The organism is Micromonospora sp. WMMC264, assembly GCF_027497275.1.
GTDB lineage: Bacteria > Actinomycetota > Actinomycetes > Mycobacteriales > Micromonosporaceae > Micromonospora > Micromonospora chalcea.
The window spans coordinates 3,736,131-3,748,640 of the sequence record NZ_CP114907.1 but is presented as its reverse complement, the minus strand read 5'-3'; the positions used below and the strand labels follow the sequence as shown (position 1 = coordinate 3,748,640).

Sequence of the window (12,510 nt, the reverse complement as noted above, 5' to 3'; positions counted from 1 at the left end):
ACCATTTGTTTATGCTGGCGCCGGGTCAGAGCGCGCCGCTGCGGACGGCCTCGTAGATGGTGCTGATCGTCGGTGTGAAGCCGAGGCTGCGGGCGAGGCTGATGTCCATCTGCCCCCGCCACGGCTGACGGAGCGGTTCGGCGGAGGAGCCGTAGGAGTAGCCGACGAGCTGGGACATCTCGTAGATGCTCAGGGGCGACTCGTCGGCGATGTTGACGGTGCGGTTGTCGAACGCGCCCGTGAGGGCCAGTGCGAACGCCGTGGCGATGTCGGCGTGGTGGCAGACGCTCAGCCTCTGTGCCGGGTGCCACCCCATGCCGGCCGCGAGTTCGGGCAACGATTCGAGGTGCCCGTCCCGGTCGCCGTAGATGAAGGGAAGGCGCAGGATGCCCCAGGTGAGCCCGCTGGCGCGAAGCAGCTGCTCGGCTTCGATCTTGCTGGCGGGGTAGGCCAGCGTCGGCGCGACGGGGTCGTCCTCACGCCCGGGGTGGGTGCTGTCGGCGCCGTAGACGTGGGAGGTGCTGGCCAGCAGGAACCGGGCCTGCGGCGCGTGCTTCTCGACGGCGGCGATCAGGTTGCGGGTGCCGTCACGGTTGACGGCCCAGATCTGCTCGTCGTCGCGGGTGCGGAAGACGGCGGCCAGGTGGATGACCGCGGTGACGGCTTCCACGGCTGCCGGCAGGGATTCGGGGCTGAGGACGTCACCCTCGACGCGCCGTACGCCGTCGGGCACTGCTTTTCCGGGACGGACGAGGGCGCGGCACTCGATACCCGCCGCGGTGAGTCGCCCGAGCAGGCGGGGGCCGACCAGGCCCGTTCCGCCGGTCACGAGAACGGTCATGACCCGTGCTCCTTCCGGTAGTCGATCAGTCGTCTGGTCGCGCCGCTGAGGACGCGATTCATGGTCTCGATGTCCGCGGGGTCGACCCCGCCGAAGGCGACCTCCGCGATCAACGCCATCGGATCGGGGAGCGAGTTCCACAGGTTCACGCCGGCCGGCGTGATGTGCAGCTGTTTCTGACGCTGGTCGTCCGGGTCGGGCACCTGTTCGATCAGGCCTTTGCGGACGAGCGCCGCGATCACCGCGCTGAGGGTCGCCCGTTCGACCTCCAGTTCGCGGGTGAGGGTGCGCTGGCCGACCGGCCGGCCCTCACTCAGCCGGTACAACACGTACCACTGGGTGTTCCCGAGATCGTAGGGGCGCAGCACGGACTCCATCAGGGCCCGGCTGGCGAGGAAGTATTTCTTCGCCCAGACGCCCGGAGCGGCCAGCTCGTAGGCGTTCATGTCGTTAGGCACCTGACAACATTGTCAGGTGCCTAACGACATGTCAAGAGGTGGCTGCGCGCCGGAACGCCACGGGGCGCCCGGCAGTTGGGGGAGCAGGGGACTGGCACGCCGTTTCGGGCGGCGTGGCATCGGGAACGTCGTCGGGACGGGCACGGGACGGAGGTCGACATGAGGACACCGAGTCGCCGTAGGCGGATGCTTGGCGTACCCCTGCTCGTCACCGCGCTGCTGGCCGGCGCGTGCGGCGACGGCGGTGGGGACGACGGCGGCGCCGCGGACCCGAGCGCGACCTCGGCCACCGCCCCCGCGACGCCGGAGACGTCGCAGTCGTCCGGCGGGCGCGTGACGATCCCGACGTCCGCCTTCGCCGACCTGCCACCGGAGCTGCGCAAGACCGAGGCGCAGCCGATGGAGGTCACCGACGCGCTGCCCGAGTTGTGCGACCAGGAGTTCCGCAGCGGCGGACGGTCGGTCACCGCGAGCGCCGCCATGACGAGCGCCTACAAGAAGCCGACGGATCCGCCGGAGAACGTCCCCTTCGGCACGCTGCACCAGACCGTCTTCGCGTTCGAGGGCACCGGCGCCGCCGACTACCTGCGCCGGGTCCGCGGGGCGATGGAGTCCTGTCGGTCGTTCCAGGAGTCGGGCGGCACCGTCACCGTCCGGTCCGAGCCGATGGCCCGAACCGGCGACGAAGCCCTGCTGGTGACGGTGACGCGACCGGCTACCGGCCTCGACGGCAGCCCGGCCGAAGGGCAGGCCACCAGCCAGATCATCGTGATCCGGGTCGCCGACGCGGTCACCGTCGTGCACGACCAGGGCTGGGAGGGCACCAGCAACGACCCCGGCCTGTCCGACGACATCGCCGCCGCCGCGGTCCGCGGCCTCGACTCCTGGCAGCGCTGAGCGACTGACGGCGGCCGGACGGGGCAAACGGGAGCGGGATCGCCGGGCAGAATGGGCGGGCGACCGCAGCCGCGACGCGATGGGGGCCCGCCATGACCGTACATCCGGACGTCGTCGTCCTCGGAGCCGGCGTGAGCGGGCTCAGCACCGGCATCCGGCTGGCCGAGAGCGGCGCCCGGGTGCTCGTCCGCACGGCGGCGCCGCCTGCCCGCACCACCTCGGCGCTGGCGTCGGCGCTCGTCGGCCCGAACCTGTCGCCACCCGGCGACCCGCAACGCGCCTGGACCGACGAGACGCTGCGGGTGCTCGGCGCCGAGCCCATGCCGGGCGTGGTGTGGCGCGACGGCACGCTCGCCGCCCGGCCGGCCGGGGCGACGCCCCCGTACGCCGAGCAGACGCCGGGCTTCCGGCAGCTCGGCGACGACGAGCGGCCGGCCGGCTTCGGCACCGCGTTCACCGTCCGCCTGCCGCTGGTCGACATGCCGGTCTACCTCGCGTACCTCCTGGAGCGACTCCGCGACGGCGGCGGCGAGGTGCGCCAGGAGCCGGTCGGCTCGCTGGACGAGGCGGCGACGCTGGCCCCGGTGGTGGTCAACTGCGCCGGGCTGGCGGCGCGGGCCCTGACCGGCGACACCGGCCTGTACCCGGTGCGCGGCCCCCGGATCGTGGTGCGCAACCCCGGCCTGGAACGGTTCTTCATGGAGGCGCCGATGGCGCCGGCCTGGGCGTCGATCTTCCCGCACGGCGACCACGTGGTGCTCGGCGGCGGCCAGCGACGCAGCGACGACACCACCCCCGATCCGGCCGAGGAGGCCGACGTCCTCGCCCGGTGCGTCGCGATCGAACCCGCCCTGGCCGCCGCCGAGGTCCTCGAACACACAGTCGGGCTGCGTCCCGGCCGGGCGGCGCCGCGCGTGGCGGCGCAGCGGCGCGGCGACGCGCTCGTCGTGCACAACTACGGCCACGCGGGCAACGGCGTGATGCTGTCCTGGGGCTGCGCCCGCGACGCCGCCGCGCTCGCCCTCGGCGCCGCGCCGTCCGCCTGACGGCACGGTCAGGACACGGCGGTACGCACCAGCTCGGCGAGCTTCTTCTCCACCTCCGGGCTCCACCGCACCAGCGCGAACGACGCCGGCCACATGTCGCCGTCGTCGAGGTTCGCCGCCTCCTGGAAGCCCACCGTCGAGTAGCGGTACTTGAACTTCCCCGCGTCCTGGAAGAACACGACGATCTTGCCGGCGGCGTTGGCGTACGCGGGCATGCCGTACCAGGTCTTCGGCGCCAGCTCCGGTGCGGCGGCGGTGATCGTGGCGTGCACGCGCTCGGCCAGCTTCCGGTCCTCCGGCGCCATCTGCGCGATCCGGTCGAGCACCGCCTGCAGGTCGTCGGCCTTCTTCGCGCCCTTCCTGCCCTCGGCGCGCAGCTCGGCCGCGCGCTCCTTCATCGCGGCGCGTTCCTCGGCAGTGAACCCGTCGGACATCTCGATCCCCCCTCGTGACTCGCGGTCCGCGTGGTGCCGACCGCCTGGCAGCAACGCTATGGCCCGGCGGTGGGCGCCCGCTTCTCGATTCCTGACCACCTGCCGGGACCACGGCGACCCGGCGCGGCACCTACCATCGCCGCCATGGCAACCCGGCTCGTACAGATCAACATGAAGGCACACGACGAGGTCGCGCTCGGTGATTTCTGGGCGAAGGTGCTCGGCTGGGAGATCTCCAGCGAGGAACCCGGCGTGACGAACCTCGAACCCGCGGGCCTCACCTACCCGGACCCCCGCGCCCTCTACGTCGACCTCGTCGTCTCCACCGAGCCCAAGACGGCGAAGAACCGCGTCCACGTCGACCTCGCGACCACCTCGCCCGCGCACCACACGGAGCTGGTCGCGCGCCTGACCGCGCTCGGCGCCACCCCCGCAGACGTGGGCCAGGGCGACGTGCCGTGGACGGTCCTGGCGGACCCGGAGGGCAACGAGTTCTGCGTACGCGAGCCGGACCCGCGGCACGCGGACACCGGGCCGATCGGCGAGGTAGTGGTCGACTGCGCCGACCCGCGCGCCATGGCGGACTTCTGGGGCCGGGCCACCGACTGGACCTTGCACGAGGTGACCGACCGGCAGGCGGTGTTGCGCTCCGCTCAGGGCGTCGGCCCGTACGTGCGGTTCGCCCGCAGCGCCGACGCGAAGACCGGGTGGAACCGCGTCCACCTCGACGTCCGCCCGTACCCGTCGGACGACCTGGACGCCGAGGTCGCCCGCCTGCGGACGCTCGGCGCCGCCGACGCGGACCTGGGCGGGGCCGACATCCCGTGGCGGGTGCTCGTCGACCCGGAGGGCAACGAGTTCTGCGTCCTCACCCCGGGCTGACCCGCTGGCGGCGCCGGGCGGGTACGACCGCCCGCCCGGCGTCGGTCAGGCCGGCCGGTTCTCCGCCCGGAACTCGTGGACCACCTCGATCGGCCCGACGATGTGCCGGTTGAACTCGTCGAGCTCCTCGGCCGGCACCCACAGCTCCAGGATGTCCCGGCCACCCACCTGCCGGACCGGGTAGCGGGCGGCGAACGCGCGCTCGACGTGGAAGCGCGTCACGTAGCCGGCGCCGGACGCCGGCACGTTCCAGTCCCGGGCGATCATGACGGCGTACTGCTCGTTGAGCACCGGGTAGAAGATCGGCTGGTCCGGCAGCCGCGGCGGCCAGGCCCGCCAGCCGGAGGCGCGGACGAGGTCGAGCTCCCGTGGGCCGGTCGGGCGCCACAGCGTCGTCGTCTCCGTCACCACGCACCCCTTCTGCCACGGTCATGGCACCGTACCGGCGGCGCGCCGCGACCGGCCATCGGGTTTCGGCAGCAGAATCGACAGCGGGTGCGATGAGTTCGCGAAGCCTCGGCGGTCCACCCTTCGACATCCCAGACAGACAGGTAGGGAGCACCGCGATGGCCAAAGTCATCTCCACGCTGTTCATCTCGGCCGACGGTGTCGCCGAGATCGACCCCGACTGGCACTTCCCGTACTTCGACGACAACATGGGCCGCGCCGTCACCGAGGACTACGACACCTCCGACGTGCTGCTGATCGGCCGGGAGACGTACGACAGCTTCGCCGGCGCCTGGCCGGACCGGGAGGCCGCCGGCGGTGAGGACGCGCCGTTCGCCAAGCAGCTCGGCGACATGCGCAAGGTCGTCGTGTCCCGCCAGCCGCTGGAGTTCTCCTGGCGCAACTCGGAGCTGATCCAGGGCGACCTGACCGACGCCGTGCGCGCGCTCAAGGCCGACGCCGGCATCAAGGGCATCCTCATTCCCGGCTCGATCTCGGTGGTGCAGCAACTGCTCGCCGCGGGCCTGGTGGACGAGCTGCGGCTGCTGGTGCACCCGGTCGCCGCCCGCAAGGGCCGCCGGCTGTTCGACGAGGGCGACGCGCCGTACCACCTGCGGGTGGCCGCGACGGAGGCGTACCCGACCGGCGTGATCCGGGTGATCTACACCCCGGCGCCGGCGCCGGGCGCGGCCGGGTACGACGACATCAAGGACCAGGTGCCGGCCGGCAGCTGACGATCACGGGGCGGTGGCGGCCCGGCGTGCCGTGAAAGGATCCGCCGGTGCGTCGTGCTCCGCTGCTGCTGATCCCTGCGGCCGTGGCCGCCGTCGCCCACGTCGTCGGCGTCCTGGTGGCCGCACCGCTCTGGCGCGGCGCGGAGGTGCTGAGCCTGGCGCTGCTGCTGGCGTACGCCGTCGCCGCCGGACTGCCCGCCCCGCGCTGGGCGGTGCCGGCGGCGCTCGCACCGCTGATCGTGGACGCGGTCCGCACCATGCCGGCCGGGCCGGGCACCGGGGACTTCGGCTGGACGGTGTACGGCAGCGGCGACAGCGCCGTCGACCGGACGGCCGGCTTCGACGCGGCGCTCGCCGGGAGCTGGGCGGCGCTTGTCGCGGTGGCGGGGCTGCTGGTCGCGTGCCGGGGCCCTGGACGGCGCCGGCACCTGATCGCCGCCGCGGTCGCCGCCGCACCCGTCGTCGGGTACGCGGCAGTCCGGGTCACCGACATCGGCGTCGCCGTCGCCGCCGTCACCCCGGGCCTGGAGATCCGCACCGAGACCACGCTGACCCGGGTGGACGGTTCGGGGTACGACCAGGCCGACGTCGTGCCCGCGCTCGTCCTCGCGGTGCTGCCGCCGCTGGCGCTCGCACTCGCCGCGCTGGCGCTCGCCGTGCTGCTGGCCGGGCGGGGCCGACGGCTCGCCGCGACCGGCGCGGCACTGCTGGCGGTGCTCGCGTTGCCGCTGCTCGACGCGGGCATCGAGGCCGTGCACCTGCCTGTCTCGGCTGACGGCACCGCCCTGTTCGCCTGGTACGCCATCCCGCCCACCTTGGCGATGCCGCAACCGGTGGCGGCGTTGACGGTGGCGGTGGAGTTGGCCGCGTACCTGCTGCTCGTCGCCGGGCTGACCGGCGCGGACCGGGCCGCACCGGCGGCCGGTTGACCTCAGGCGGTCGACTCCAGCTCGTCGAAGGCCATGTTCCACCACGACTCCGGCTCGGCGAACGCGACCGGGTCGACCGGACGCAGGTCGTCGCGGATCGCCGCCGCGCGGGCGGCCCGTTCCCGCCCGCCGGGGTCGGTGGCGATGAGCTGGCCGAGCCGGTAGAGGAACTCCACGAACGCGGCGAACGTGCTGTTCACCGTCTCCAGGTTCGGTGTCTCCAGGTCGAGCAGGATCACCGCGCCGGTGCCCGCGTCCAGGCAGAACAGCAGCGCCGGGTCCTCCGGCGAGGCGCCCAGCACGACGTACGGGCGGGGGCCCTGGTCGCCCAGCTCGATCGACAGCGTGGAGAACAGCTCGACGTCGGGGACCGAGACGTCCACTGTGAACAGGATCGGCACCTCGACCGGAAGCGCGCCGTCGGGCGGGAACACCTCCGGCCCGAGCGGCCCGAGGATCGCGTCGAAACGCTGGTCGGGGAAGTAGATGACGCCCCGCTCACCCCACAGCGCGGTGAGCTGCTCACGGGTGACTGTCACGGCTGCGCCTCGTCCTCGTCCTCGGCTTCGGCCTCGTCGAGCAGGCCCTGCCGGTCGAGGAACGCGTACCACCCGTCGTCGTCGGTGACCAGCTCGGCGTAGCCGGGGCCGAGCACGTAGTAGTGCACGAACGAGTCGAGGTCGGGCGCCAGTTCCTCGAAACTGTCGCCCATGAACCACTCGGTGCCGGTCGGCGGGAAGTACCAGACCGCGCCGGTGGCGCGCTCCAGGAAGATCGGCTCGTCGCTGCGTGTGCCGACGACCAGCCAGCCGCCCTTGTCCTGGCCGATGGGGGAGAAGTCGGGCGCGTAGTCGAGGAAGTACTGGACACCGGGCAGCCGGCCGGTCGAGGCCAGCTCGAACGCGCCGGCCCGCAGCCCGTCGGCCACGAGCAGGAACTCGCGGACGACGTCCGGCAGCTCCGCTGGCACGTCGCCCTCGTCGGCCGGGTCGCCGATCTGCCCGTACGCGAGACTGGCCGGCTCGTCCGCGGCCAGGTCGGCGCGGAGTTCGGCGAGAAGCTGCGCGAGATCGGAAGTCAATCCACTACCTCTATTCGGATCGGGGTTCCGTCCGGCAGATTCTGGATCTGCCCCCAGATCTGGGAGCCGATGTCCGTGTTGGTTCTACCATGCAGCAGCTTGAGGTTGTCGACGGTGTCCGGCCCGCCGAGCTGCAGTTCCCACACGTGGTCGGGGTGGTAGTCGCTGAGCCGTTGACTGAGCCGGTTGGCGAGGTCCTTGTCGTGCGGCCAGTACTTGTCCCAGATCTTCTGGCGGATCCGGTCCTTGTACCCGTCGGTGAGGTTCTTGTCGCGGGCCACCGGGTTGGTGGCCTTGTAGAGCTTGCCGTCGTCGCTGAGCTTCTTCAGCGCGGCCATCTTGCGCCGGAACTGGGCGGTGGCGTGGAAGTCCCGGCGCTGCACCCGGACGACCTTCGTCGGCAGGCTCCGGTTGGGCCCGGTGACCCGGACGATCGGCTTCTCCAGCTTCTCGACCGCCTTGCGGACGATCTTGCCGGCCGCCGGTTTCGCGGCGGCGCCCCGGCCGCGCCTCGGGCTAGGCATCGAGCAGTCTCCCGATGACCTGGTCGATGAGCGCGCCGACGATCTCCCGGGTGATGATCTGGAAGATCGGGATCTCGGCCAGCGAGGCGCCGAACGTGACCACGGCGGTGGCGATCGCCTGGGCGACCTCGAACGCGAGGATGGCGAGCTGCACGATCACCGCGATCTTCAGCGCCAGGACGATCGCCGCGCAGATGATCAGCCCGGCGCCGAGCAGCATCGCCGCGGGCATGCTGTCGTGCAGCACGACCGGCCCGTTCTGCTCGCCGCCCCACCACTTCTGGAACGCCGCGATCGCCGGACCGACGTTCTGCGTCCACACCTGCGCGGCAGCCGCGTCCGCCGCGCCGGCCGCCGCCCCGATCCGGCCGCCGAACTCCAGCCACGCCTGGCCCATCTCGAAGAGCTTCTCCTCGTCGGCGGCCGGCCAGGTGTAGCCGATCCAGCCGAGCGCGGTGACCAGCTCACCCGGTAGTTGCAGTCCCACGGCTCAGCCCAGCCCGCCGGCCAGCGAACGCATGGCGCCCGCGCCGTCCTCGTCGACCCGCTCGTACGAGTCGGCCATCCCGGCGATGTCGGCGCCGGCTGCGGTGAACTCGTCGGCGGCCATGCCGACGCAGTCGAAGATGTAGTTCGCCACCTCGGTGTAGGCGATGCCGATGAGCGACCCGATGTCGTCGGCGCCCCACGGCTCGCCGTAGCCCTGCATCCGTGCCTCGAACGCCTCCAGCTCGCCGGTGAACCGCTTGGCCGCGTCGGTGACGCCCCGCCCGGCGGCCCGGATCAGCGGCGGGTGCACCTCGAAGCCGCCGCCGCTCATCGCTGCCCGCCGCGTGCCATCCGCTCCTGCGCCTCGGTCAGCGCATCGAGGAACGACCCGAGCCGGGGAACGGCGGTGTCCCGTACCTCCTGCAACTGCTCCCGCAACTGCGACATGTCCGCGACCTGCGGATTCTCGCCGGTACGCAGCCCGTCGATCGCCGCGTTCACCGCGCTGACGATGTGCGCGGTCAGCTCCTCGGAGCCGAGCCGCATCAGCCGCGGCTCGACGTGCAGCGCGTGGAGCTTGCCGTCGCGCCCCATCTCGGCGCGTACCTGCCCGTCGGCGGCCTCGCCCACCGCCGGTGTCTCCGCCTCGTCGGCCGGCGGTGGACCCACTGTCCGAAGTGCCGCCATCGTCGCGTCGAGCATGCGCGTGAAGTCGCCGCTCATCGAAGGATCCGCACTCATGAGACCTCCCCAAGGCCAAACGCCACGAGCGTAACCGAGACGGACAAAGCGATTTGTCCCGTGCGCCGCCCGATCCGTCTTGGACACCGGGCGTCCGGGCGGCCACCATCGGCAGGAACACACGGGTACGGGCGACGGGAGCGGAACATGACCGAGGCGGACGTGGTGGTGGTCGGCGGCGGCGTCGTCGGGCTGACGACAGCGCTCACGCTCCAGCGGCGGGGTGCCCGGGTCACCGTGCTGACCGCCCACGACCCGGCCGACACGGTCTCCACCGTGGCCGCCGCCGTCTGGTACCCGAGCCACACCGACGAGGACCCACGGGTGCTGCGCTGGGCCCGGGACACCCACGCCGAGCTGCGCCGCCAGGCGGCCGACGGCGTGCCGGGGGTGGTCGACCGGCCCACCCGGATGTGGTTGCGCCACCGCTACGCCGGGCCGCCCTGGTGGGCCGACGCCTGCGGCGACCTGGTGGTCGAGCCGGCGGAGCCGCCGTACACCGCGCTGCTGCGGTTCACCGCCCCGTCGGTGGAGATGACCCCGTACCTCACCTGGCTGCGGGAGCGCCTGGAGTCGGGCGGCGGCCGGGTCGTCCGCCGTGCGCTGGGCACGCTCGCCGACGCGTACGAGGTCGCGCCGGTCGTGGTCAACGCGACCGGTCTGGCCGCCGGGCGGCTCGCCGCCGACCCGGCCGTGTACCCGGCGCGCGGGCACGTCCTGCTGGTGGCGAACCCCGACCTGACCGTCTCGGTTCGCGACGAGGGCGACCCGGCCGGCATCACGTACGTGCATCCGCGCCGCCACGACGTGGTGCTCGGCGGCACCTACGAGGCGGGGGTGTGGCACACCCGTCCCGACCCGGAGGAGGCGGCGGCGATCCGCCGCCGGTGCGTGGCGCTGGTGCCGCAACTCGCGGACGCGCCGGTGCTGGGGGAGCGGATCGGGCTGCGGCCGGCCCGGCACGGCGGCCCCCGGGTCGAGATCGACCCGGCGGACGGGCGGCTGGTGCACGCGTACGGCCACGGCGGCGCCGGGGTGACGCTGTCCTGGGGCTGCGCGGCCGAGGTCGCCGATCTCGCCCTGAGTGTCTGACCGCGCGGTGCGGGCGGCCCCCCGCCGGAGCGCGCGGGCGGTAGCCTCGGCCCGGTGTCCGCCCGCCGCGCCGCACTGTCCGCCCTCGTCGCCCTGATCGCCGTCCACATCGGCTGCACCCTGGTCGCGCTCGCGGCCTACCGCCACCGGATCGGCGTGGTGACCCACGACGGCGCCAGTTTCCCGGTGGAGCTGCTCGACGCCGTGGTGCCCCTCCGCGACCTGCTGCCCGCCGTGCTCTGGCTGCTGCCGGTCACGCTGCTCGTCACGTTCGCGGCCCTCGGCTGCTGGGCCGCCCGGCGGACCGTCAGTCCCGGCGACGAGCGGCTACCGAGGGCGGCCTGGACCGCCGGCATCGCCGCGGTGCTGCTCAACCCGCTCGCGGCCGTGCGCTACGCGTCGGCCACCGCGAACGGCGGCGAGTACATGCGTACGGTGCAGGTGGAGACCACCCTCCTGGTGCTCGCCGCTGCCGTGGCCACCACGATGAGCGCGCTCGCCGTCGCCGGGTTCGTGCGGCGCTCTGAGACAGCGAGGTCGCCGTCGCGGATGCGGGTGGACGACTGGTCAGCGGGCCCGGCGGGACGAGAGTGACCTGTCCGCTCAGGTGTGTCTCGTCCACGCGACGAACCGGTGGAACAGTTCGTCGGGACGTGGGCCCGGATCGGGGTTGAGTCTCAGCAGGTCGGCGGCGGCGTCGAACAGGCATGTCGCCATGTAGATCGACAGCGCCACCCGGTCCCGCCGGTATTCCAGCAGCAACAACAGGCGCGCGGGCTGGCACGGCCACGGGCCGGCGCAGACCCGGCAGAGCCACAGCGGCCGGATCGCCACGTGCGGCCGGATCGCTCTGGGCGGGCGGCCCGGCGGCGAGGATGTCGGCATACCCCATACGGTGACCGAGGCGTTGACCCGAGTCAAGGAGCCAGGTCAACTGTCTAGCGTCCGGCGTATGGAGCTGGTGGGCGCAGCCGAGATTCGCGTGATGCTGGGCGGCATCAGCAAGCAGCGGGTCTACGTGATCACCAGTAACCGCAACTTCCCGGAGCCGGTGGCCGACCTCGTGCAGGGCAAGGTCTGGTTGAAGTCGGACGTCCAGGAGTGGATCAAGGAGCACCGGCCGGAGCTGGCCGCCGATTGAGCGTCCGGCTCACCGCTCCAGAACGGTGAGCCATTCGGCTGCGCGAGGCCGGTATCCGTGCAGCTCGAAGAGCCCGCGCACGATCGCCGGCACGTGCCCGGCGCCGTACACGACCGCCACGTCGATGCGCTCGGAGGACCGGGTACGGATCAGCTCGGACAACGCGGCGAGCAGCCGCTCGTCGCGTTCGCCGCCGAACGCGCGCTCGGCGTGCTCGGTGAACTCGTGGTCGGCGTACCGCTCGTCGGCGGCCGACGGCAGGTCGTTCACCTCGATCTCCGGTGAGAGCAGACGCCGGGTGCCGCCGAAGAACTGCATCACCGTCACGAACGGGATCACCAGCCACATCTGGAGGCGGTACCGCAGCGGCATCGCCCGCCAGCCCTCGGCGAACTCCGCGGCCGACACGTCCGGGTTGAGCACCTCGACGCCGAGGGACGCGTACGGAATGGGGTCCGTCACCAGGCCGGAGCGCCGGTTGGCCGGCATGGCCCGGTAGGTGAGTGTCAACGCCGAGCCGACCACCGACCGGCCGCTGACGCCCTCGACGACGAGCAGGTCGCATTCGCGGAGTCGCTTCGTGACCGCTGCGTAGAACCCCGGGCTCGCCACGTGGAGCATCGGGAACACCAGGAACTCCAGCCGGCTGCCGGGCCGGCGTAGCCGGAGCACGGCCGAGCGGGTGCCGATGACGCTGTGTTCGATGATCTGCATGCCTGCCCCCCGTGGCTCGGCTGCTCTTGTCGGCAGGGTAGGGCGGCCGGGCAAAGGGTC

Annotated in this window: 20 protein-coding genes; 8 read left to right on the top strand and 12 right to left on the bottom strand. The window is 72.7% G+C overall.

Annotated elements, in window-relative coordinates:
- Nucleotides 1-25: 25 nt before the first annotated feature.
- Complete coding sequence (locus O7542_RS16075) at nucleotides 26-841, bottom strand: NAD(P)-dependent oxidoreductase (protein WP_281604815.1); 816 nt, start codon at nucleotides 839-841, stop codon at nucleotides 26-28.
- Entirely contained in the window at nucleotides 838-1,287 is a 450-nt protein-coding gene (locus O7542_RS16070) for a MarR family transcriptional regulator (RefSeq protein ID WP_043325171.1), read from the bottom strand. Before O7542_RS16070 ends, O7542_RS16075 begins: the two co-directional genes overlap by 4 nt.
- A 198-nt stretch (nucleotides 1,288-1,485) precedes the next feature.
- Here O7542_RS16070 and O7542_RS16065 point away from each other — a divergent pair, with 198 nt between their 5' ends.
- Both O7542_RS16065 and O7542_RS16060 read left to right on the top strand, forming a co-directional pair.
- Complete coding sequence (locus O7542_RS16065) at nucleotides 1,486-2,196, top strand: hypothetical protein (RefSeq protein ID WP_104115274.1); 711 nt, start codon at nucleotides 1,486-1,488, stop codon at nucleotides 2,194-2,196.
- A gap of 92 nt (nucleotides 2,197-2,288) precedes the next feature.
- Nucleotides 2,289-3,242 (top strand): FAD-dependent oxidoreductase, encoded by a 954-nt coding sequence (locus O7542_RS16060; RefSeq protein ID WP_281604814.1) that lies wholly within the window; start codon nucleotides 2,289-2,291, stop codon nucleotides 3,240-3,242.
- 8 nt (nucleotides 3,243-3,250) lie between these two features.
- On the opposite strand, the gene O7542_RS16055 is transcribed toward O7542_RS16060, so the two are convergent.
- The gene (locus tag O7542_RS16055; RefSeq protein WP_187693334.1) at nucleotides 3,251-3,676 is read right to left on the bottom strand and encodes a hypothetical protein; all 426 of its coding nucleotides are present in this window, start codon (nucleotides 3,674-3,676) and stop codon (nucleotides 3,251-3,253) included.
- Between the two features lie 144 nt (nucleotides 3,677-3,820).
- Here O7542_RS16055 and O7542_RS16050 point away from each other — a divergent pair, with 144 nt between their 5' ends.
- Complete coding sequence (locus O7542_RS16050) at nucleotides 3,821-4,558, top strand: VOC family protein (RefSeq protein WP_281604813.1); 738 nt, start codon at nucleotides 3,821-3,823, stop codon at nucleotides 4,556-4,558.
- A gap of 45 nt (nucleotides 4,559-4,603) precedes the next feature.
- Here O7542_RS16050 and O7542_RS16045 read toward each other — a convergent pair whose 3' ends face one another.
- A complete protein-coding gene (locus O7542_RS16045; RefSeq protein ID WP_043325166.1) occupies nucleotides 4,604-4,966 on the bottom strand; it encodes a hypothetical protein in 363 nt (120 codons plus the stop codon).
- A gap of 158 nt (nucleotides 4,967-5,124) precedes the next feature.
- On the opposite strand from O7542_RS16045, the gene O7542_RS16040 reads away from it, so the two are divergent.
- Both O7542_RS16040 and O7542_RS16035 read left to right on the top strand, forming a co-directional pair.
- Nucleotides 5,125-5,739: a dihydrofolate reductase family protein gene (locus tag O7542_RS16040; protein ID WP_069089984.1), complete on the top strand. Its 615-nt coding sequence runs from the start codon at nucleotides 5,125-5,127 to the stop codon at nucleotides 5,737-5,739.
- Nucleotides 5,740-5,786: 47 nt separating this feature from the next.
- Nucleotides 5,787-6,668 (top strand): hypothetical protein, encoded by an 882-nt coding sequence (locus O7542_RS16035; RefSeq protein ID WP_281604812.1) that lies wholly within the window; start codon nucleotides 5,787-5,789, stop codon nucleotides 6,666-6,668.
- A gap of 2 nt (nucleotides 6,669-6,670) precedes the next feature.
- On the opposite strand, the gene O7542_RS16030 is transcribed toward O7542_RS16035, so the two are convergent.
- From O7542_RS16030 to O7542_RS16005, 6 genes are read right to left on the bottom strand one after another with little or no spacing between them, the layout of a single operon-like run.
- Nucleotides 6,671-7,207: an SUKH-4 family immunity protein gene (locus tag O7542_RS16030; RefSeq protein WP_013285189.1), complete on the bottom strand. Its 537-nt coding sequence runs from the start codon at nucleotides 7,205-7,207 to the stop codon at nucleotides 6,671-6,673.
- Nucleotides 7,204-7,749, bottom strand: a complete 546-nt coding sequence (locus tag O7542_RS16025) for an SUKH-4 family immunity protein (RefSeq protein ID WP_069089981.1) — start codon at nucleotides 7,747-7,749, stop codon at nucleotides 7,204-7,206. Before O7542_RS16025 ends, O7542_RS16030 begins: the two co-directional genes overlap by 4 nt.
- Nucleotides 7,746-8,273, bottom strand: a complete 528-nt coding sequence (locus O7542_RS16020) for a hypothetical protein (RefSeq protein ID WP_043325163.1) — start codon at nucleotides 8,271-8,273, stop codon at nucleotides 7,746-7,748. Before O7542_RS16020 ends, O7542_RS16025 begins: the two co-directional genes overlap by 4 nt.
- Nucleotides 8,266-8,760: a hypothetical protein gene (locus O7542_RS16015; protein WP_043325162.1), complete on the bottom strand. Its 495-nt coding sequence runs from the start codon at nucleotides 8,758-8,760 to the stop codon at nucleotides 8,266-8,268. Before O7542_RS16015 ends, O7542_RS16020 begins: the two co-directional genes overlap by 8 nt.
- 3 nt (nucleotides 8,761-8,763) lie before the next feature.
- On the bottom strand, nucleotides 8,764-9,093 hold the full coding sequence (locus tag O7542_RS16010; RefSeq protein WP_043325161.1) for a hypothetical protein: 330 nt from the start codon (nucleotides 9,091-9,093) through the stop codon (nucleotides 8,764-8,766).
- Entirely contained in the window at nucleotides 9,090-9,503 is a 414-nt protein-coding gene (locus O7542_RS16005) for a YbaB/EbfC family nucleoid-associated protein (protein WP_281604811.1), read from the bottom strand. The genes O7542_RS16010 and O7542_RS16005 overlap by 4 nt, the downstream gene beginning before the upstream one ends.
- A gap of 147 nt (nucleotides 9,504-9,650) precedes the next feature.
- On the opposite strand from O7542_RS16005, the gene O7542_RS16000 reads away from it, so the two are divergent.
- Nucleotides 9,651-10,595 (top strand): FAD-dependent oxidoreductase, encoded by a 945-nt coding sequence (locus O7542_RS16000; RefSeq protein ID WP_140946121.1) that lies wholly within the window; start codon nucleotides 9,651-9,653, stop codon nucleotides 10,593-10,595.
- A 54-nt stretch (nucleotides 10,596-10,649) separates the two neighbouring features.
- Nucleotides 10,650-11,189, top strand: a complete 540-nt coding sequence (locus tag O7542_RS15995; protein ID WP_043325159.1) for a hypothetical protein — start codon at nucleotides 10,650-10,652, stop codon at nucleotides 11,187-11,189.
- 9 nt (nucleotides 11,190-11,198) lie between these two features.
- Here O7542_RS15995 and O7542_RS15990 read toward each other — a convergent pair whose 3' ends face one another.
- Nucleotides 11,199-11,480: a hypothetical protein gene (locus tag O7542_RS15990; protein ID WP_043325158.1), complete on the bottom strand. Its 282-nt coding sequence runs from the start codon at nucleotides 11,478-11,480 to the stop codon at nucleotides 11,199-11,201.
- Nucleotides 11,481-11,547: 67 nt separating this feature from the next.
- Here O7542_RS15990 and O7542_RS15985 point away from each other — a divergent pair, with 67 nt between their 5' ends.
- Nucleotides 11,548-11,736 (top strand): hypothetical protein, encoded by a 189-nt coding sequence (locus tag O7542_RS15985; RefSeq protein WP_043325157.1) that lies wholly within the window; start codon nucleotides 11,548-11,550, stop codon nucleotides 11,734-11,736.
- A gap of 9 nt (nucleotides 11,737-11,745) precedes the next feature.
- On the opposite strand, the gene O7542_RS15980 is transcribed toward O7542_RS15985, so the two are convergent.
- Nucleotides 11,746-12,450 (bottom strand): hypothetical protein, encoded by a 705-nt coding sequence (locus tag O7542_RS15980; RefSeq protein WP_210871482.1) that lies wholly within the window; start codon nucleotides 12,448-12,450, stop codon nucleotides 11,746-11,748.
- Nucleotides 12,451-12,510 lie beyond the last annotated feature (60 nt).